Genomic DNA, 19,092 nt, shown 5'->3' on the forward strand with positions numbered 1-19,092 from the left:
GATTCGACGGTGAGGTAGTACCTGTTCAAGACTGCCGTGTCCGGATGAGCTCGTCGCGCTCGATTCAGGCCTCCACCCCTCACTCCCCGCACCCCGCCAGCACCGCCTCCGACGCCGCCCGGTCCCGCGCGTCGATCCCGAGCCCGTAGACGCTGAGCACTTCCACGAACTGCTCCACGTACCCGCAGCGCAGCTCCGCGGCCGGTGGCAGCCACTCCCCCGGGCCGGCGTCGCTCTTCGCGCGGTTCGACTGCTCGGAGGCGGCGACGAGGTTCGCGGGGTCGTTCGCGAAGGCGAGGCGCTGGTCGTCCGTCCACGACCAGGCGCCGTGGTGCCAGGCCCAGCTAAGGGCGACGACGTGGTCGATCTGCACCAGGCGGGAGGTGTCGGTCCCGGAGACGAAGGCGACCGAGGCGCCGTCGTAGGGGTCGATCAGGGTGCCGGTGAGGACCTTGCAGTCGCGGGTGCCGGGCTTGAACACGGGGGCGAGCAGGTCGCGGCCGAGGACGTCGTTGCGGGTGTCGCAGCCGTTGCGGTCGACGTCCGACCACGCCTGTCCGAAGAGGTCGCGGTCGTAGGGGACGGCGGCGGGGCCTTCGACCGAGGGGAGAGCGGCCAGCGTCGCGAGGGACGGAGCGGACGGCTCCGTTTCCGGAGTGGACGGCCCGACGTCCGTCGAGGGGCTGCTCGACGCGGGAGCCGCGGGACTGCTCGACGCCGCAGAAGCACTGGCCGAGGAGGACACCGCCTCCGGTCCGCCTCCTCCCGCCGTGTCCGACAGTGCGACGGCTGCGACGGCGAGCGCCGCAGCCCCCAGCAGAGCGAGGATCGCACCGGCCCGTCGACGAGGGCGCCGGCGCACGGGGGACGTAGGCCAGTGGCGCATGATCGACCCCTCCTGCGACGAGACCCGCGATGCGGTCGACGCGACGCGCGTCCTCAGTATGCGGAGTGACCCGCTCCGGGCTCGACGGTCGGGCGGAGCGTCGGGAACGGGGCGGCCGCGCGGAGCGACGGCGTCGACGCCCGGGATCGAGTCTCCCGGAGGCCACCTCGTCGCGCCCGCGCCGGCGACCCGCGCCTGCTTGACTGCTCCCATGGAGATCTTCATCGGAGTGGTCGGCCTGCTCGGCGGGCTGGTCATCGCCGGGCTCGCGGTCGTCGCGGTGGTCATCGGACGGCGGCGGGCGGTGCCGGCGTCGCTGGTCGACGTCGAGGTGCGGCTGACGCACGCCGGGGACGACTGGTGGCGGGTGGGCGCGCGAGTGCGCAACTCCGGCCGCTCGCTCGTGCCGGTGACGAGCTACAGCGACGGGCGGCCGATCTCGGTCGATCTCGGCGGGGCCGTGTCGGCGGAGTGGTACGGGTCGGCTCCCCGGTCGGACGCGTGGCGGATCGATCCGGCGGTCGGGCTCCTCCTCGGACCCGTCGCGCTGGAGCGCGGGGCCGACCTGGGGGCGACGATCGTCGTGCGCGGGCGGCCGCAGGTGCGGATCGACGCGCCGCTGCGCTACGTGCCGGTGCGCGAGAACGTGATCGAGTCGCAGACGCCGGACGCCGCTCCGATCTGGGGTGTGTCCGAGGCCGCGGCCGCTCCGGCAGCAGCGCCGGCGTCGGCTCCCCCTGCGCCGATCCGTCCGCGTCAGCAGCGTCCGATGGACGCCGACCCGTCACGTCCCGAGCGTGAGAGCGTCCTCCGCGGCGGCTTCGGAGTGTGGGCGGCCATGATCGCGGGGGGCGCCGGAGCCGTCGGCGTCGCGATCGGGATCGCCCTCGAGCTGGCCGGCGTCGAGGCGTCGGGGCTCGGCGGCGCGGGCATCATCCTGATCGCGGCCGGCTTCCTCGGCCTCGTCGGCACCCTCGTGATCCGGCTGCTGCGCCGCTGGCTCGAGCCGCCGGCCCTCTGGCGGACGCCTGCGCAGCGCCTCCGCCGTCCCGGGACGATCACCGTCCTCATCCTGAGCTACGCCGGGCTGGCGCTGTTCTGCACCGAGTTCGCGGCGCAGTCGGTGACCGGCGACACGACCTGGGTGGCCGGGATCGCCGTGCTGATGCTGATCGCCGCGCTGATCGGCATGGGACTCGTCGGGTTCCTCCGCCTGGTGGTCCTGCTCGGCGTGCGCCGGGCCTCCCGGGAGACCCCGTGACCCGAGAGGTCATCGTCGTCGTCGGAGCCGGCCTGGTCGGAGCGGCGACAGCCCGCGCCCTCACCGAGCGCGGCGATCGCGTGGTGCTCGTCGAGCAGTTCGAGCGGGGCCACGACCGCGGCTCGTCCCACGGCGAGACGCGCATCTTCCGCCGCGGCTACCTCGAGGACGACTACCGCGCCCTCACCGGACGGGCCGGGCGCGCCTGGGCACGGCTCGAGGCCGAGACCGGCCGCCGTTTGCTGCACCCGGTCGGCGCGATCGACCACGGCGACCCCGCCGTCCTGGCCGCCGTCGAGGCTGTCCTCCTGCGCGACGGGATCCCCGTGGTGCGGATCGAGGCGCACGAGGCGCAGCGGCGCTGGCCGGGACTCCGCTTCGAGACCGACGTCCTGCTGCACGCCGAGGGCGGACGCCTCGACGCGGCGGCCGCGATCGACGCGATGCTCGACTCCGCCCTCGGACGCGGCGCCGTCCTCCGAACGCGAACGCGGGTGCTGGGCATCGAGGAGCGCGGCGACGACGTGCGCGTGCTGACCACCGACGGCGCTCTCGACGCGGACGCGGTCGTCGTGGCCGGCGGATCCTGGACGCCGCCGCTCGTGAACGGCCTCGTCCGCGCGGCCGGCCGACGCCTCCCTCCGCTGCGCGTGACACAGGAGCAGCCCGCGCACTTCGCGACCGACCTGCCCCTCGACTCCTGGCCGAGCTTCGCCCACCACCGCGCGGGCCTGCCCGTCGTCTACGGGCTCGCGACGCCCGGAGTCGGGGTGAAGGTGGGCGAGCACAGCACCGGAGTGGTCGTCGATCCGGACGAGCGCACCTTCGAGCCCGAGCCCGGAGCGCTCGCCCGCCTCGTCGGCTACGTCGCGGAGTGGATCCCGGGCGTGGACGCGGCGAGCGCCGCTCCGATCAGCTGCCTCTACGACAGCACGCCCGACGAGGACTTCGTGCTCGACCGCGTGGGCCGCGTGACTCTGGCGACCGGGTTCTCGGGGCACGGCTTCACGTTCGGACCGGTCCTGGGCGAGCTGCTCGCGGACCTCGTCGCCGGCGGAGCGGCGCGGGAGCGATTCCAGCTGCTGCCGGCGTGAGGGGCGGGTGCGTCCGGAGGAGCGGCTTCCGACCGGGGAGCAGCGGATGCTCCCGGGAGGCGGATTCCGATCGAGCAGCGGATGCTCAGCGGCCTGCGGGGCCCGTCCCGCGCTGCTCGCGGCCGTCCCGGTCGAGGAGCACGGCGTCGTCCCAGCCGCTCGCCGCCTCCGTCGTGCGGGCCTTCGCCGGCGGGCGCCGCGCGACCGCGACGACGATCAGCGCCCCCAGCATCACCAGGGCGGCGGTCTGCAGCGGCGGCGCGACCATCGCGAGCGCCTGCCGCACGTAGAGCTCCGGCGGGACCGTGATCGAGTCGCCCTGGTACTGGTTCGGCAGCAGGAGGACCACGACCGGGAGCGCGAGCACGGCGGCCCAGAGGACGACGGTGACCGCGATGGCGGCGGCCCAGAGCAGGCGGACCCGCGTCATCGGCGGGGAGCCCTCAGCAGCGGAACCACGACCGCCAGGCCGAGGGCGATCAGGCCGACGGTGAGGAACGGTCCGATCGCGTTGTCGCTGAGCACGCGGAGGTACTGCTCGGGCCCGAAGGCGCTCTGCGACGGCGAGTAGTCGTACCAGCTGTGGGAGCTGTTCCAGAGGGCGAGGAGTCCGACGAGGACGCTCACGGCGCCGACGACCGCCAGGGTTCCGGCGATGCGGCGAGTGGAGACAGCGGGGCGGGGGTCGGCGTCGGGCGCGTCGTGACGGTCACCGGAGTCGGGTGCCGCGTCGCCGGGAGCGGAGTCGGGTTCGGTGGGCAGCGGGACGGTCGGCTCGGTCGGGAGTGGGACAGTCGGCTCCGCGGGTCGGGGCGCGGTCGGCTCCGCGGATGTCGGGACGGCCCGCACCGCCGCTCTCGCGCGCTCAGGAGCGGTCCGTCGGCCGGAGACTCGGGAGCCCGTCGGGCCGTCGACCGATCGCACGTCCTCCTGATCGGGAGCGGACCCACCACCTCGCCGGCCGGCCGATCGCCCGATGCCCGAGGTCCCGCCCGACAGGAACGGGGAGCGGAGGCGCTCCTCGCCGCCGCCGCGCCGCTCGGCCTCGCGTCCGTCGTAGCCGCGCTGGAAGCCCGCGTGGTAGCGCGGGTCGGTGCCGCCCTCGTCCGTCCCGCCGCTCTCGCGTGGGGAGCCGTCCGCTCCGGTGCTCCGCGCCATGCCGTCCCCCGCTTCGTGCAGTCGGGCCATCATGTCGCACCTCGCCCGCTGCGGGGAGGTGCCGGGCGGAGCTCGGGGTGCGGTCGGCGGAGGCGGGGGTTCAGCGCCCGGCCGCGGTGGTGCGGGACGGGAGGCTGACGATCCCCGCTCCGACCAGCAGCAGGCCGATCGTCACCGCCGTCAGCGCCGGCCAGCCACCGGCTCCGACGGCCAGGCCGAGGAGCCAGCCGCCAGCGGCCGAGCCCGCGTAGAAGGCGATCGTGTAGACCGCACCGGCGTGCCCTCGGAGTGCCGGAACCGCCCGCGCTCCCGTCCAGGCGGCGCCGGTCGCGTGCAGGGCGAAGAAGCCGGCCGTGAAGACGAGGAGTCCGGCGATCACCACGGCGACGTTCTCGGCGAGCATCACCAGCAATCCGACGATCATCAGGGCGACGCCGATCCGCATGACGAGGCGGGGACCGATCCGCGGACCCCATCTCCCCGCCAGTCGGGAGGAGACGGTTCCCGCGAGGTAGGCGGCGAAGAGGAGGGAGACGAGCGCGGGCGCCAGCGCGAACGGCGGCGCCTCGAGCCGGAACGCCAGGTAGTTGTAGACCGCGACGAACACGCCGACCGCGAGGAACGTCTGCAGCGCGATCGCGACGAGCATCGGATCGCGGAGCACCTGCGCCGTCTTCCCTCGCCAGCCGCCGGGAGCAGCCTCGCGCGCGCCGCCGCCCCGGGGCGCGAGCACGGCGAAGACGATCGCCGCCGCCGCGCAGACGGCCGTCACGACGAGCAGGGCTCCGCGCCATCCGAGCGCCGCCGCGAGCGGTCCGGCGAGCAGTCGTCCGGCGGCACCGCCGATCGTGGTCCCGGAGACGTAGGCGGTCGCGGCGGCCGTCGCTCCGGCGCCTCCGACCCGGTCGTGGATCGCCGCGACGGCGAGCGCCGGGACGGCACCCAGTGCCGCTCCCCCGAGGAAGCGCAGGACGAGCAGGAGCTCGAAGGTCGGGGCGATGCAGGCGAGCAGCGCCAGGACCACGGACGTGAGGACCGCGATCCGCATGGATTCGAGCCGTCCGATGCGCTCGGCCACCGAGGCCCACGGCAGCACCGAGAGCGCCAGTCCGAGGGTCGCGGCCGAGACGGTGAGCGCGGCGTCGGACGGGGCGAGGGCCCATTCCCGCGCGAGCTGCGGGAGGACGCTCTGCACGGCGTAGAGCTCGGCGAAGGTCGCGACTCCGGCGGCGAGGAGGGCGATGGTCAGCCTCCGCTGCGAGAAGGGTGCCGCTGCGCGCATCGGTCGGGTGCGTGCGGCGGTGCTCATGATTCCGACGGTAGACCGCCTGCGGGTGCATCACTAATGCCCTTTCTCGTACTGTTCATGCGTTCTGGTCATGTCCGGATCTAGGGTGGTGGCGTGTCCGACGACTGGCCCGCGACCCTCCGCCTCCTGCCCCTGCTCGTCGCGGTCGCCCAGACCGGGAGCGTCACGGCGGCGGCCGCCGAGCTCGGGATCCCGCAGCCGACCGCGAGCCGGTCGCTCGCCCGGCTGTCCGCCCTGGTCGGCACTCCGCTGGTCCGCCGGGAGGGCCGCGGGGTGGTGCTGACGGAGGCGGGGACCCGTCTCGCCGAGGCCGCTCAGGACGGCATGTCGGTGATCCGCGCCGGGCTCGCTGAGGTGCGGCAGGCGGGTGACGTGGAGCACGGCCGGATCGACCTCGCCTTCCAGACGCTCCTCGGGGAGAGTCTCGTGCCGGATGTGATCCGCCGGTTCCGCCGCCGCTGGCCGCAGGTGGGCTTCGGGCTCCGTCACGGCTCCCGAGCCCTCTGCCTGCGGGCCGTGGCGGAGGGAGAGTCCGAGCTGGCGATCGTCGCGGATCCGCCCGATCTCCCCGGCACCACCACGACGACCCTCTACTCGGAGCCTCTTCTCGCGGTCGTGGACCCCCGTCATCCGCTGGCCTCGCGGCGCTCGGTCACGGTCGAGGACCTCCGCGGCCTCGACCTGATCATGCTGGCGCCCGGCTACGGCCTCCACGAGTCGGCCCGGCGCCTGCTCGCCGTGGACGGCCGCGACCCCGTGCCGGCGTTCGAGGTCGGCGACTACCGCGCCGCCCGGGGACTCGCGGCAGCCGGCCTCGGACTCACGATCCTGCCGCCGAGCCCGTCCTCGGTCGACGACGACGTCCGCGAGATCCCGATCGACGATCCGGGCGCGAGCCGTGAGATCGGTGTGCTCGCCCGCGACACCGGGAACCCGGTCGTCCCCGAGTTCCTGCGGGCCCTGCACGCCGCGGCGGCCGCCCGGCGCCGGTGACCGCTGCTCGGCTCTGCTGTCAAGCACAGGAAGCGGAGGCCCTTCGTGCAGCAAGCTTCGAGAGGATCCCCGCACCGCCAGCGACACCCCCCTCCCCCCGCTCCTGCACCACGTCACCGAGGACGGCCCCGGTCATGATCCTTCTCCGCACCCACGCCAACCGCTGGACCGCGCGCGCCCGCCGCAGCGGCGTCGTCCTCGGCATCATCACCCTGGTCTCCGATCTCCCCCGCCCGGCCTACCGGACGGTCCGCCTCGACCCGACGAGCGGCGAGCGCGTCCTGCTCCGCGACACCGCCGAGCTCGAGGAGGCCTTCGCCGTGCTCCTCGCCGGGCTCGAGCGCTCGCGCATCGCGGCCTCGGCATCCCCGGCCGAGTCGGCTCCCCCGTGCGCCCCGGTCGACGCGCCCGTCGCAGTCGAGGACGACCTCGAGGAAGCCGCCTGACCTGACGGCGTCCTTGCGGGGAGACCCTCACCGCGCATCAGGTGCCGAGCTCTCCGCCCGCCTCCTTCACACTCGACGTGTCGGATCGACGTGCCGTGACACCTCGACCGGCGGATCCGTCCTCGGCAGGTCCCGCGGACCGATGACCCGTCGGAGCCGGGCCGACCTGCGCGACCGCAGGAGAGCCCGGCGCCAGCGCGGATCGGTGCGGGCCCGGAGGTGGGGGTCGAGCGGGCGGAAGCCTCCCTCGGTCCGCTCCTCGATCAGCACGATCGTCGCGGTCGCGAGGTGCAGTCTCCGGACCGGCTCCCTCTCGGGATGCGGATGCCCGGAGCGCGTGCGGAGCTGCTGCTCCAGCTGCTCCGGGTCGGCGGACCACCAGGTGCTGACGCCGACGCGTCCATCGGGGAGAGGGAAGCGCTCGGTGATGCGGTACGGGAGGCCGTGCTCGGTCATGCAGTAGTGCCTTTCGAGGAGAGGGTCCGGAAGCCCGGGCCGCGCTGCAGCGGCCCGGGCTCCGGTTCACGAGGTGCGGGTCGAGCGACGGCGCAGCGCCGTCAGGGCGCCGCCGGCCAGGAGCAGAGCGCCGGCTCCGGCCGCGAGGGGCCCGGCCGCCGCTCCCGTCGAGGCGAGCACCGTCGGCACGAGTCCGACCGGAGGCACCGCCACCTGGGCGCAGCTGGCTCCGCCGTCGTCCGCGCACGGGTGCAGGACGGTCGTCGGATCGAAGCCCTCCGGGACCTCGGTCAGGCGCGCCCGGTTGGGGATGGTCCACGCGTCCACGCCGTCGGCGACCCGTCCGGTCACGGTGAACGTCGTCGACGCTCCAGGGGCCAGAGACAGGTTCTCGACAGTCAGGTCGGACGACGCCGGGCCGCCGTCCCGGGAGATCGTGACGTCGCTCAGGTGCGCGAGCTCGGGGATGTCGGTGAGGGTCACCCCGTCCGCCGGCCGAGCCCCCTCGTTGGCGACCACGATCCTGAACCCGGCACGCCCGCCGTGGTCGACCTGATTCCCGATCGCCGTCTTCTCGATGGAGAGCCTTCCCTCGACGGGCGGCACCGGGATCTCGGCGCAGGACGAGGTCGCATCGTCAGCGCAGGCGTTCTCGACCGTCGGCGGGTCGAAGCCCTCGGGCTGGTGGGTGATCGAGACGCGGTTGGGCAGGGTCGCGGCGTCGTACCCGTCGGCGACCCGGCCGCTGACGTGCAGCGACACCTGGCCGCCGGCGGGGATGTCGAGACCCGTGACGGGCTCCGTGGCCGGCTGCGTTCCTCCGGCGCCGTTCTCGATGGTCGCCTCGAGCAGGTGGTCGAGCGTCGGAACGTCGGTCACGGTCACGTCCGTCGCGTCGACCGTTCCGGTGTTCGCCACGACGATGTCGAAGCCCGCCGTGCCGCCGTGCTCGGCGCTCGCCTGGGACGCGGTCTTCCGGATCAGGAGCGACCCCTCGCCGATGTCGTGCGGGACGGTGGCGCAGGGGTTCGCGTCGGTCCCCGTGCCGGACGAGGCGGGAGCGAAGGGCGCATCGGCGAGGCAGGCCGTGTTCGTCAGCGCGCGGTCCCCCTCGCCGGTCACGATCACGTCGAAGGTCAGCTCAGCCGTCGCCCCGACCGGCAGGCTGCCGGCCGCCCAGGAGATGCGGCCCGTCTCCGCATCGATCGTGGCCGTGCCCTGCGAGGCGCGGAGGGAGCCGGAGTCGAGCTCGGCGTCGTCGAGCACGCCCTTGTCGAGGTAGTCGATGACGGCGGCGTCGGAGTAGTCCCCGGTCCCGTCCGAGGTCAGCGTCACCCGGTAGGGCACGCGGGCGCCGCGGAGCAGCGGAGTGGCGGAGTCGACCGACGAGGTCTTCGCGATGGTCACGTGCGGCGCGAGCGGATCGAGGCGTGCGACCGCGACCGCACCGTCCGAGCCGTAGGCCCAGTCGTCGATCGCCCGCAGGTCGCCGTAGGAGCCGTGCACCGAGTCGTTGGCGTTGGGGATGCGGCCTCGCCCGGAGTCGTCGCCCTCCCAGCGGTGCACCCCGCCGGACGAGTCGATGCCGCCGTCGCCGGACGTCACCGCGGAGGTGCCGGAGTACCGCTCCGAGTTCGATCCGGCGAGGAGCGAGTCGTCCCAGTGGACCATCGACGGGTCGTCGCCGCCGCCGGTCGACCTCACGACGGATACGCCGCCGGCGGACGTCTCGGCGTCGACCCGCGTGAAGTGGAACTCGTTCGTGCGGCCGATGGAGGCGCGGAAGGTGACGTCGGGGTCGGTCACGTCGACCGTCCCGCCCTTCGCGTCCCGTCCGTCCCAATCGACCGAGAAGGGACCGGTCGTCCCCGCGATCCGGGTGAGGTGCACGTCGCGCTCGCCGTCGTAGGAGCCGTCCCCGTCCGCATCGACGTCCACGACGACGGTGCCCGGCTGCGTCCCCAGGACGCCGGTCAGCGTGCCCGCGTCGGAGCCCGCGGTCGACCGGCGGAAGGCGAGGCCCTCGATCGTCGGCGCGCGGTAGGCCGGAGCGATCGACTCCGGCAGGTCGGACGACGGCGGGTCCAGGAAGAGCTTGTAGGTCTGCAGGCCGTCGATCCCGGAGCGTCCGGACGCCTGCACGTACTGCGCCCCGATGCCGCCCGCCTCGCTCGACTGCGGCATGGGGACCGAGAGGTAGGACGGATCGGACGACCCGACCTTCACGTTGCCCTTGTTCGTGGCCTGGACCGTCGAGGCGACCCCGTCGTAGCCGCGCAGCCCGAGCTCGTAGCGGGCGCCCGTCTCCGTGACGGCGTGGAGGGTGAAGGAGGAGCGCCGCTCCTCGGGCGAGGAGTAGGACTCCTTCGCCCCGGACTGGATCGCATAGGACTCGGACCACACCCGGCCCGCGACCGCCGCGCCCCGCGCGTCCTGGACGCCGATGCTCCAGACGAGGTTCACCGGCGCCGTCACGTCGTCGTCGGACACCCGGATCTGGAAGACCCCGGTCTCGTCCGCCACGAACGAGCCGCCGGCGGACACCGAGGGCGCCGCTCCGGGCGCGAAGTCCTGCTCGTCGAGGACTGCTCCGCCCGGAGCCGTCACCCGGGCGGTACCGCCGCCGGTCTCGCCCTCGCCGGTGCCCGAGCCCGCCTGGAGCGGGTGGAGGTCCACCCGGAGCGTCTCGCCCTTCTGGACCCAGGCCGAGACGGTCGTCACGCCGGCGTTCGTCGCGCCTCCCTGCAGGAGGGTGTTCTCGATCGTCGTGTGAGGACCGTCGGCGGCGAGGGCGGGCGGCGGCGCGAGGCCTCCGCCCAGCAGCCCGCTCACGAGCACGCAGCCCGCCGTCGTGCCGACCAGCGCTCGCGCCGTCCGCGCTCGGGGTCGTCCGCGCTCGTCCCGCCCCGACTGTTCCGTTCGACTCATCCGATGTCCTCTCCTCTGCCGACCGAGCGCACTGCGTCGGCGGCGACCGTTCAGCCCCACGGAAGGAGAGTATTGCTCGGTTCGACGTCACCGCGGCCGGGACGGTTGCATCCGTGGAGAACGGCGCGAGATGGGCGCTGTGGAGGAGGAAACGGCGCGCGAGAAGAGCCGAGCTGCGTGTTCGCGACACGTGATCGCAGAGCCTGCGAGGACTGAGGGCGAGCGCGGGCGCGGACTGATCGCGGATGCGGGCGGAAGACGGTCGACGTCGTCGACGGCGCGAAGAGGCGTCCTGCGAGGCGGAGAACCGGCTGTTCCCTCGCCCTGCACTCACCGGGAGACCGACGCCGACAGCCACCGGAACGAGCGACCGTTAAAACGAGAACGGCCCGCCGAAGCGGACCGTTCTGCTCTGTCTCAACCAGAGTGCGCCCGGAGGGATTCGAACCCCCAACCTTCTGATCCGTAGTCAGATGCTCTATCCGTTGAGCTACGGGCGCAGTCCATCGCGTGGGCCAGAGGCGCACGCGACGAGGTACGACTATACATGCCGGGAGCCCCCTCCGCGAATCGGCGGCGGCGGCGCAGACGGCTCCCTCTCGGGACGCCGCCGCAGCCACGAGAACCCAGGCTCCGTCGCGGTGTCCCGGAGCGCCTCGCAGAGCCTCCGACGGGCGGACGCCGCTGCTCCCCCTCACGGCGTACCGTGGGCTCATGGAGGCCGCCGCGATCGAGCTCGTGGGCTTTGTCGTCTCTCCGCTGCACCGCTACGAGGGCCGCCCCGCCGATGGCCCGGTGCCGTCCGAGAGCAACGAGCAGCCCCAGCGGATCGAGATCCGCGCAGGCCTCGGCATCGTCGGCGACCGCTTCTTCGCCCAGCGCGCGCACCGCCCCGCGGCGATCACGCTCTTCGCGGTCGAGACCCTCGAGCACATCGCCGCCGAGCTCGGCGCAGGGCCCTTCGACCCCGCCGACACCCGCCGCAACATCATCGTCCGCGGCGCCGACGTCGATGCGCTCGCCGGCCGCACGTTCGCGATCGAGCAGGGCGGGGAGCGGATCGAGTTCCAGGGCGGACGACCAGCGAACCCCTGCGCCTGGATGGACGTCGTGCTCGCCCCCGGGGCGTTCCGGGCTATGCGGAGGCGCGGCGGCGTCCGGACCGCCCCCCTGACCAACGGCGTCCTCCACACCGGGCCGGCCCGTCTGATCCTCCACAGGTCGGACGACATGCTGATCTGAGCCCGGCGGCGAGCGCCTAGGCTCGCAGCGACCGACTCCCCCGATCGAAGGAGGCCCCGTGCTCCGCCCGAGCGACCTCCTCCCCACCCTCGCCACGACCCTGCGGCGCGGAGTCCGCGACGTCTTCGCGACCACGCGCTCCCGGGGGCGGGATCCGCACCGCCGCACCCGCAGCACCGACGTCTCGGTCCAGCGGGTGCACCACCGAGACGTCTGGGCGCGGGTGAGCACAGTGGGGCGCGACGGCGAGCGCACGTTCGTCCTCGTGCCGGGGATCGGAGTCGCGGCCACCTACTTCGAGCGCCTCGCGCCCGCGCTCAACGAGTTCGGTCCGGTGCACGCTCTCGACCTGCCGGGCTTCGGCGGCGTACCGCACCCGATCGACGCGCGGCGCATGGACATCGGCGACTACGCCGAGCTGGTCGGCGCCGTCATCGACGAGCTCGGCCTCGACGATCCCGTCGTCCTCGGCCACTCGATGGGGACGCAGGTGGTGGCCGAGCTCGCCGCGCGCCGTCCGGAGCTGACCACCATCGTCCTGCTCGGACCCGTGATGAACCGGCACGAGCGCCGCCTCCCGACCGCCGCGCTCCGCTTCGCCCAGTCGAGCGTCCGCGAGCCCCTCAAGGTCGCGATCCTCGCCGCGGGCGCCTACCTCCTCTGCGGACCGCGCTGGTTCTCCCGCGTGCTGCCCGAGATGATGCACTACCGGATCGAGGAGACCGTCCCCCGGATCCGCGCGTCCGCCCTCGTCATCCGCGGCGAGTTCGACCGGCTCGTGCCGCGCGAGTGGGCGGAGGAGATCGCCCGGTCGATGCCGCATGCGCGGGCCTGGGAGATCCCCGACGCCTCCCACTCCGTGATGCACGCGCACGCGGAGGAGGTCGCCCGCCTCTGCGTCGAGCACGCGCGGGCGCCGCAGCCCGACCGGGACGAGGCCGCCCTCCGCCGCTACCCCGACTCGGAGGTCGACCACTCCGAAGAGGACGCGCCCACCGAGGACCCGATCGGCGCTCTCCGGGGACGCATCACCGAGCTGGCCGGGATCCTCGTGGACGACGACTCCCTCATCGCCGAGGGCAAGACCCTCCACGCCGAGGCGAGCGATCCCGAGGCACTGCACCAGGTCGCTCCGGACCCGGGCGACGGCGAACTCGTCGAGGGCGGCGGATCGAGGAAGGACGGCGAGCAGGACGGCTGACCACCGCAGGCCGCCACCACCCGCACGTCGCGCGGCGTGAGACGCCGAGCGCAGCAAGTGCAGCCCTCTCGCCGACGCCACTCGGCGCCCGCCCGTCAGGACTCCGCGCCGACGATCTCCTCGCGGATGCGCCGCAGGTCCTCGGCGAGCGCCCCCAGCAGGATCCAGTGCTGCGGGTGCGGAGTCGCGATCACGAGCGGCGCGGTGAGAGCGGGCAGCTCGTCCGTGATCGCCTCCGGCTCGGGAACGTCGACCGAGGACTGCACGAGGAGCCGCAGATCGTGGGCGGCCCGGTGCAGCTGGACGGCGATGTCGGCGATCGTCGGCTCCCCGACGAGCTCGTCGTCGTAGAGGTCGTGCACGGTCCGCGTCATGCCGCGGACCCGGGTCACGATGCGCCCCAGCCGCGGGACGACGGAGTCGAGGGCCAGCAGCCGGTCGCGGTGGGCGGAGCGGCGCGGGTTGAGGCGGAGGGACTCCTCGCCGGTCGCGATCGCCTCCTCCGCCTTGCTCTGCATGGTCTGCAGCAGCCGGGCGTTGATGAGCAGCTCGTCGAGCCGGCGTCGCGGGACGGGGGCCTGGAGGGCGTCGCCGAGGTCGTCGAGGGCAGCGGCGAGCTGAGCGGTGAGGTCTCCGATCGCCCGCTCGGCCGGTGCCAGCACGACCGGAGGGACGATGAGCACGTTGATGACGACTCCCACCGCCGCGCCCAGCAGGGTCTCGAGGATGCGGTCGAGCGCGTAGTTCGGCGTGACCGCGCCCACCGAGAGCACGAGCATCGCGCTGATCGGGATCTGCACCGCGGAGGCGGGGGTCAGGCGCACGGCCCACCCGACGGCGATCGCGGCCACGATCGCGAGGAGAACGATGATGCTCTCGCCGCCGAGCACTGTGCCGATCACTGATCCGACGATCACGCCGATGATGACGCCGACCGAGCGCTCGAGGGCCTTGGAGAACGACTGGTTGATGCTCGGCGCGACGACGAGGAGCGCGGCGATCGCGCCGAAGACGGGCAGCGTCCCCGGGAAGACGACGCCGGCGAGGAGCCAGGTGACGACCGTGGCCGCCGCCGTCTTGACGAGCTGCAGCACCGGCGGCCGCGTCGGCACGGTGAAGCTCGAGGTCAGGCGCATGGGACCACGGTAGCGAGCACCCGCTGCCTCGCGGTCCCCGCGCGCATCACCGGCTCGCGGCCGCCTCGACGCTCGCGAGCACCGCGCGGAGCGAGCGCGACGCCTCCGCCCGCAGATCGGCGGGCACACCCGAGAGCAGCGCCCGCTCGGCGTCGAGCACCTCGGGGAAGGCCCGGTCGACCAGCTCCTCCCCCTCGCGAGTCAGCGTGATGAGCGAGCCGCGCCCGTCCGCCGGGTTCGCGGCGCGCCGCACCAGGCCCCGACGCTCCAGCGAGTGCACGCGCTTGGTGATCGCGGGAGCGGAGGCGAGGGCGATCGTCCGGAGGGTCGTCGGCGACTGCGGAGCGCCGGCGCGACGCAGCGTGGAGAGCACGTCGAACTCGCCGCGGGTCAGCCCGTGGGCGGCGAGCAGCTCCTCCGTCGCCCGGACGATCAGCGCGGAGGCGCGGATCAGCCGCCCGACGACGTCGACGGCGGAGGTGTCGAGTTCGGGCCGCAGCACCGCCCAGCCCGCCCTGATCTCGTCGACCGCGTCGCCCGGCTGGCTTTCAGACTGATTCACACGTAAAGTATATCTGCTTCACCCGTGAAACACTTCTCCGGCCGCCGCCGCTCGGACCCCGATCAGAGGACCCGATGGCCGCCACCCCCGTTCTGCCCCACCCCCGCGAGCTCCTCGCCTTCGGCCCGCACGCCGGCGCCCATCGCGTCGCCCTGCGCGCCGGCGTCTCGATCGCCGTCCCGCTGCTCGTCCTCTGGGCGCTCGGCCGCACCGATCTCGCCCTCTATGCGACCTTCGGCGCCTTCACGGCCCTCTACGGTCGCCAGCACACGCACCGGCCGCGCCTGCTGATGCAGCTGTCGGCAGCCGCGTTCCTCGTCACCACCGTGACCCTCGGCACCGTCGTCTCCCTCTCTCCTCACCGCGACTGGCTGATCATCCCCGTCGTGGTCGCCGTGACCGTCGCGGCGGCCTACCTCAGCGACGCCCTGCACTGGCACCCGCCCGGCCCGCTGTTCCCGGTGTTCGCCGTCACGGCGTGCGCGTCCGTCCCGTCCGAGCCCTCGCGGATCCCGCTCGCCGTCGCTCTCGCCGCGGGCTCCGCCGCCTTCTCGCTCGTCGTCGGCCTGAGCGGTCTCGCGCTCCCCCGCGCACGCCGCCTCGCCCCGACGCCGTGGCGCACCTCGTTCCGCGCGGCGGCGGCCCGTCCGGCGACGCGCGCCGCCCTGCTCCGCTTCGGGGCCGTCGTCCTGGTGGCAGGCACCATCCCGACCGCGACGGGCCTGGGCCACCCCTACTGGGCGATGGTCTCCGCCGTCGCAGCCGTCTCGGGAGCGGATGCGGGCGCCCGGCTCGTGCGGGCGGGCCACCGGATGCTCGGCACGATCGTCGGAGTGCTGATCGCGGCCGCGCTCCTGGCCCTGCCGCTCTCCCCGCTCGCCGTGATCGTGGTGGTGGTGCTCCTCCAGATGACCGCCGAGCTCGTCGTCGGCCGCAACTACGGCCTGACCCTCGCCTTCGTCACTCCGCTCGCGATCCTCATGGTCGAGCTCGCGCATCCCGTCGACGAGCTCATGCTGCTGCGCGACCGGGCGCTCGAGACCGCGCTGGGCGTGCTCGTCGGAGTCGTGGCGACGCTCCTGACCCACGCCGCCTCGCAGCGCTCGCGCTCCCGCTCCTAGGCTCAGGAGGATGGACCGCACGATCCCCGCTGTGCTCGCCGAGATCACGGCGGCCGTCGCCGAGGTGCGCGACGTCGCACGGTCGCAGCAGGACGGCGCGCGGGCCCGCGTCGCGGACCGGCTCGACGAGCTGTTCGCCGGAGCGACGACCCGCAGAGAGGTGCGGGCGGCGGCGGCCGACGCGCTCGGGCTCTGGGGCGGGGCGGGCTCCTTCTCGGACGTCGGCTCGGCCGAGGCCGACCACGCGGTCACGCGCCTGTACCGGGCCCTGCGCGCCGGCCGCTCCTGGCTGCTCCGCGCCGGCTGACCCGCACGTCGCGACCGCCGGAGCTCGCCGGAAACGACGAAGGCCCCCTGCTTCCGTGGAAGCAGGGGGCCTTCGTCGTTGGCGGTACCGGTGGGATTTGAACCCACGGTGGACGCAAGCCCACACATGTTTTCGAGACATGCTCCTTCGGCCGCTCGGACACGGTACCGGGTTCGAGTGTACGCGACGGCCGGAAGTCGCGCCAATCGAGAGGACGGGCCGCCGTCAGGCGGGGAGGAGGAAGCCGAGCACACGGTCCCACTCCGGGATCGCGAGCAGGTGGCCGCGGCCGGGCACGACCTCGAGGCGGGAGTCGGGCAGCCGGGCGGCGTACCACTCGGCATGGCGGCGGCCGGCGACCGCGTCCTCGGCGCCGTAGAGGAGGAGCGCGGGCGGCTCGGCGGACTCGACGGCGAAGCCCCACTCCTGCACGCCGTAGCCGATGAGGTCGGCGGCCATGCCGAGGGCGCCCTGGGCGACGGCGCGCTCGAGCATGCGCGAGAGGCGCTCGCGGACTCCGGGGGTCTCGAGCACCGCGGTGTCGGCGTCGCCGGAGCCGAGCATCCCGAGCAGGGCGTCCGGGGCGGGGGTCTGGCCGAAGGCGCCCTCGAGCGTGCGGGTGAGCGAGCGGACGGCCTCGTCGAGCGGGAGGTCGGCCAGGCGGGCGAGCTCGGCGCGGTTCTCGTCGCCGACCCATGGCACGGCGCTGTCGGGAGCGGGCGTGCCGATCACGGCGACGCGCTCCACGAGGCCGGGGTAGTTCGCGGCGAGCGCGAGGGCCACGCGGCCTCCCGCCGACCAGCCGGCGACGCTGACGGAGGCGATGCCGACGGTCGCGAGGTACTCGGCGATGTCGGCGGCGGCCTGCTCGGGGCTGGCGCCGACGCCCGCTCCGGCGGGGTCGAGGTCGGTCAGGAGGGAGGAGGCGCCGTAGCCCGGGCGGTCGAACGAGAGCAGGCGCACCCCGTGGCGCGCGGTCGCCTCCGGGTCGGGGTCGAAGTCCGAGGAGCCGGGAGCGGGATGCGCCAGGACGACGACCCGCTCGGAGCCCTCGGGGCCGGACCAGCTGACTCCGAGCGGGCGGCCGGACTTGAGGACGTGCACTGTCGAGGGCATGTCCCACAGTCTCCCGCAGACGTCCGACGCCGACGGAGCGGCGCTCGGGGCTGAGTCGTTCTCCGAGGCGCGATCCTCCGCCTCCGCTCCTCCGCGACGACGCTCCTCCACAGACGGCTTCCACGCGACCTCTCCCCCGGTCTGGCGCGCCCCGCTCGCGGCGTCGGTGGTCGACTGTACTGTCGAAGACACGTTCGAACGAGCGGCGGTGTCGGGGGTCCCCCGTAGCGTCGCGCTCGTCCCCCTCCTCCGCCCCGAAAGGACCTCATGGCCTCCTCGAAGACGCGCACCGCCCCGTACCGCTGCTCGGAGTGCGGATGGACGACCGCGAAGTGGGTAGGCCGCTGCGGCGAGTGCCAGCAGTGGGGCTCCGTGATCGAGAGCACCGAACGCACCGGCCTCGTCCGCGCGGTCGCCGCTGTGGCTCCGGCCGCCGGCCGCATCGCGCGGCCCATCACCGAGATCGAGACCACGTCGGCGGCGCACCGCCCCACCGGCGTGGGCGAGCTCGACCGCGTGCTCGGCGGCGGGATCGTCTCCGGTGCGGTCGTGCTGCTCTCGGGAGAGCCCGGCGTGGGCAAGTCGACCCTCCTGCTCGAGGTCGCGAGCCGCGCTGCGGCCGAGGGCCAGCGGGTCCTCTACGTCAGCGCGGAGGAGTCGGCCGCGCAGGTGCGCATGCGGGCCGAGCGCACCGGCGCGATGCACGACAGCCTCTTCCTCGCGGCCGAGACCGACCTCGCCACCGTGCTCGGCCAGATCGACGAGGTCCGGCCGGACCTGCTCATCGTCGACTCGGTGCAGACGGTCGCGAGCGACACCGTCGACGGCCTGCCCGGCGGTCCCAGCCAGGTCCGCGAGGTCGCCGCGACCCTCATCCGCGTCTGCAAGGAGCGGGCGCTCCCCCTCGTGCTCGTCGGACACGTCACGAAGGACGGCTCCATCGCGGGGCCGCGCCTGCTCGAGCACCTGGTCGACGTGGTCTGCCACTTCGAGGGCGACCGGCAGACGGCGCTGCGCTTCGTCCGCTCGCTCAAGAACCGCTTCGGCCCGACGGACGAGGTCGGCTGCTTCGAGATGACCGCCGAGGGCATCGCCGAGATCCCCGACCCGAGCGGTCTGTTCCTCAGCCGCACCCGCTTCCCCACCCCGGGCATCTGCGTCACGGTCGCGATGGAGGGACGCCGCGCGCTCCCCGTCGAGATCCAGGCGCTCGTGATCGCGAACGACGGCGAGCACCCCCGCCGCGTCACGAACGGAGTCGACGCGTCCCGGGTCGCGATGATCCTCGCGGTCCTCGAGCGGCAGGCGGGCATCCCCCTGCGGCGCTGCGACGTCTACGTGTCGACCGTCGGCGGCGTGAAGCTCATGGAGCCGGCGGCGGACCTGGCGATCGCGGTCGCCATCGCCTCCGCCCACGCCTACACGCCGCTGCGGCCCGGGATCGCCGCGTTCGGCGAGATCAGCCTCTCGGGAGACATCCGGCCCGCCTCCGGAGCGAAGCAGCGCGCCTCCGAAGCGACACGACTCGGGCACTCCTCGCACCTCGACTCCAGCGCCTTCACCCTCTCGAGCGCGATCACCCACGCGCTCGTCCCCGTTCCCGAGCGCATCCGTCCGGAGCGGGTCCCCGCGCACTGACGGCCGCGTCCCCGGCACGCTGCACAGGCACCCGTCCACCGCTCGGAGCCGCGGGTGCCCCCATCCACCGCATGGTCGAGGATCGCCACCGGAGGCGAACACGGGCTCCATGGGCACTACCCGACAGCTCCGCGCGACCACCGCTACCTCGCCTCCGGCTGGTCCTGGGTGCAGCTGGGCGGCCTCGCTGCGGTCCTGATCGGCCTCGCGCTCGCCGTGCACCGCCGCCGGACCGTGC

19 protein-coding genes and 2 tRNA genes are annotated in these 19,092 nt (G+C 74.0%); 10 read left to right on the forward strand and 11 right to left on the reverse strand.

The window, feature by feature from the left end:
• Positions 1-79 precede the first annotated feature (79 nt).
• Positions 80-886 carry an HNH endonuclease family protein gene (locus tag C5B98_RS10315; protein ID WP_104327762.1) on the reverse strand — a complete coding sequence of 269 codons (807 nt, stop codon included), beginning with the start codon at positions 884-886 and terminating at the stop codon, positions 80-82.
• A 211-nt stretch (positions 887-1,097) separates the two neighbouring features.
• On the opposite strand from C5B98_RS10315, the gene C5B98_RS10320 reads away from it, so the two are divergent.
• Together C5B98_RS10320 and C5B98_RS10325 are read left to right on the forward strand one after the other, a co-directional pair.
• On the forward strand, positions 1,098-2,147 hold the full coding sequence (locus C5B98_RS10320; RefSeq protein WP_104225986.1) for a hypothetical protein: 1,050 nt from the start codon (positions 1,098-1,100) through the stop codon (positions 2,145-2,147).
• Positions 2,144-3,241 (forward strand): FAD-dependent oxidoreductase, encoded by a 1,098-nt coding sequence (locus C5B98_RS10325; protein WP_104327749.1) that lies wholly within the window; start codon positions 2,144-2,146, stop codon positions 3,239-3,241. Before C5B98_RS10320 ends, C5B98_RS10325 begins: the two co-directional genes overlap by 4 nt.
• 85 nt (positions 3,242-3,326) lie before the next feature.
• Here the strand turns inward: C5B98_RS10325 and C5B98_RS10330 are convergent, their stop codons facing one another.
• From C5B98_RS10330 to C5B98_RS10340, 3 genes are all read right to left on the reverse strand, one after another.
• Positions 3,327-3,671 (reverse strand): hypothetical protein, encoded by a 345-nt coding sequence (locus tag C5B98_RS10330; protein WP_104327750.1) that lies wholly within the window; start codon positions 3,669-3,671, stop codon positions 3,327-3,329.
• A complete protein-coding gene (locus C5B98_RS10335; RefSeq protein WP_146076949.1) occupies positions 3,668-4,432 on the reverse strand; it encodes a hypothetical protein in 765 nt (254 codons plus the stop codon). The genes C5B98_RS10330 and C5B98_RS10335 overlap by 4 nt, the downstream gene beginning before the upstream one ends.
• Positions 4,433-4,499: 67 nt before the next feature.
• Complete coding sequence (locus C5B98_RS10340; protein ID WP_104327752.1) at positions 4,500-5,708, reverse strand: MFS transporter; 1,209 nt, start codon at positions 5,706-5,708, stop codon at positions 4,500-4,502.
• Positions 5,709-5,801: 93 nt separating this feature from the next.
• Between C5B98_RS10340 and C5B98_RS10345 the strand changes: the two genes are divergently transcribed.
• Both C5B98_RS10345 and C5B98_RS10350 read left to right on the forward strand, forming a co-directional pair.
• Entirely contained in the window at positions 5,802-6,701 is a 900-nt protein-coding gene (locus C5B98_RS10345; RefSeq protein WP_104327753.1) for a LysR family transcriptional regulator, read from the forward strand.
• Between the two features lie 134 nt (positions 6,702-6,835).
• The gene (locus tag C5B98_RS10350; RefSeq protein ID WP_104233493.1) at positions 6,836-7,147 is read left to right on the forward strand and encodes a hypothetical protein; all 312 of its coding nucleotides are present in this window, start codon (positions 6,836-6,838) and stop codon (positions 7,145-7,147) included.
• A 66-nt stretch (positions 7,148-7,213) separates the two neighbouring features.
• Here the strand turns inward: C5B98_RS10350 and C5B98_RS10355 are convergent, their stop codons facing one another.
• The 3 genes from C5B98_RS10355 to C5B98_RS10365 all read right to left on the reverse strand — a co-directional run bounded on the left by C5B98_RS10355 (position 7,214) and on the right by C5B98_RS10365 (position 11,031).
• Positions 7,214-7,603, reverse strand: a complete 390-nt coding sequence (locus C5B98_RS10355; RefSeq protein ID WP_104309376.1) for a hypothetical protein — start codon at positions 7,601-7,603, stop codon at positions 7,214-7,216.
• Positions 7,604-7,669: 66 nt separating this feature from the next.
• Positions 7,670-10,531, reverse strand: coding sequence for a DUF11 domain-containing protein (locus C5B98_RS10360; protein WP_146076950.1), 2,862 nt, complete (start codon positions 10,529-10,531; stop codon positions 7,670-7,672).
• A gap of 427 nt (positions 10,532-10,958) precedes the next feature.
• Positions 10,959-11,031: transfer RNA gene (locus C5B98_RS10365), tRNA-Arg, on the reverse strand.
• Positions 11,032-11,245: 214 nt separating this feature from the next.
• Between C5B98_RS10365 and C5B98_RS10370 the strand changes: the two genes are divergently transcribed.
• Positions 11,246-11,773: an MOSC domain-containing protein gene (locus tag C5B98_RS10370; RefSeq protein WP_104327755.1), complete on the forward strand. Its 528-nt coding sequence runs from the start codon at positions 11,246-11,248 to the stop codon at positions 11,771-11,773.
• Between the two features lie 58 nt (positions 11,774-11,831).
• Complete coding sequence (locus C5B98_RS10375; protein ID WP_104327756.1) at positions 11,832-12,974, forward strand: alpha/beta fold hydrolase; 1,143 nt, start codon at positions 11,832-11,834, stop codon at positions 12,972-12,974.
• Positions 12,975-13,069: 95 nt separating this feature from the next.
• Here the strand turns inward: C5B98_RS10375 and C5B98_RS10380 are convergent, their stop codons facing one another.
• Entirely contained in the window at positions 13,070-14,110 is a 1,041-nt protein-coding gene (locus C5B98_RS10380) for an aromatic acid exporter family protein (RefSeq protein ID WP_104225996.1), read from the reverse strand.
• A 46-nt stretch (positions 14,111-14,156) separates the two neighbouring features.
• Positions 14,157-14,672, reverse strand: coding sequence for a MarR family winged helix-turn-helix transcriptional regulator (locus C5B98_RS10385; protein ID WP_104262354.1), 516 nt, complete (start codon positions 14,670-14,672; stop codon positions 14,157-14,159).
• A gap of 74 nt (positions 14,673-14,746) precedes the next feature.
• Here C5B98_RS10385 and C5B98_RS10390 point away from each other — a divergent pair, with 74 nt between their 5' ends.
• On the forward strand, positions 14,747-15,793 hold the full coding sequence (locus C5B98_RS10390; RefSeq protein WP_104327757.1) for an FUSC family protein: 1,047 nt from the start codon (positions 14,747-14,749) through the stop codon (positions 15,791-15,793).
• 10 nt (positions 15,794-15,803) lie between these two features.
• Positions 15,804-16,100 (forward strand): hypothetical protein, encoded by a 297-nt coding sequence (locus C5B98_RS10395; RefSeq protein WP_104225999.1) that lies wholly within the window; start codon positions 15,804-15,806, stop codon positions 16,098-16,100.
• 79 nt (positions 16,101-16,179) lie between these two features.
• On the opposite strand, the gene C5B98_RS10400 is transcribed toward C5B98_RS10395, so the two are convergent.
• Positions 16,180-16,269: transfer RNA gene (locus tag C5B98_RS10400), tRNA-Ser, on the reverse strand.
• Positions 16,270-16,325: 56 nt separating this feature from the next.
• Entirely contained in the window at positions 16,326-17,216 is an 891-nt protein-coding gene (locus C5B98_RS10405; protein ID WP_104327758.1) for an alpha/beta fold hydrolase, read from the reverse strand.
• Positions 17,217-17,483: 267 nt separating this feature from the next.
• Here C5B98_RS10405 and radA point away from each other — a divergent pair, with 267 nt between their 5' ends.
• Positions 17,484-18,854, forward strand: coding sequence for a DNA repair protein RadA (gene radA / locus C5B98_RS10410; protein WP_104239282.1), 1,371 nt, complete (start codon positions 17,484-17,486; stop codon positions 18,852-18,854).
• Positions 18,855-18,908: 54 nt separating this feature from the next.
• On the forward strand, positions 18,909-19,092 hold a 184-nt coding region (locus C5B98_RS16675; protein WP_146076952.1), incomplete at its 3' end, for a hypothetical protein.

Origin of the sequence: Rathayibacter sp. AY1A5, assembly GCF_002930875.1 — a bacterium.
Lineage (GTDB): Bacteria > Actinomycetota > Actinomycetes > Actinomycetales > Microbacteriaceae > Rathayibacter.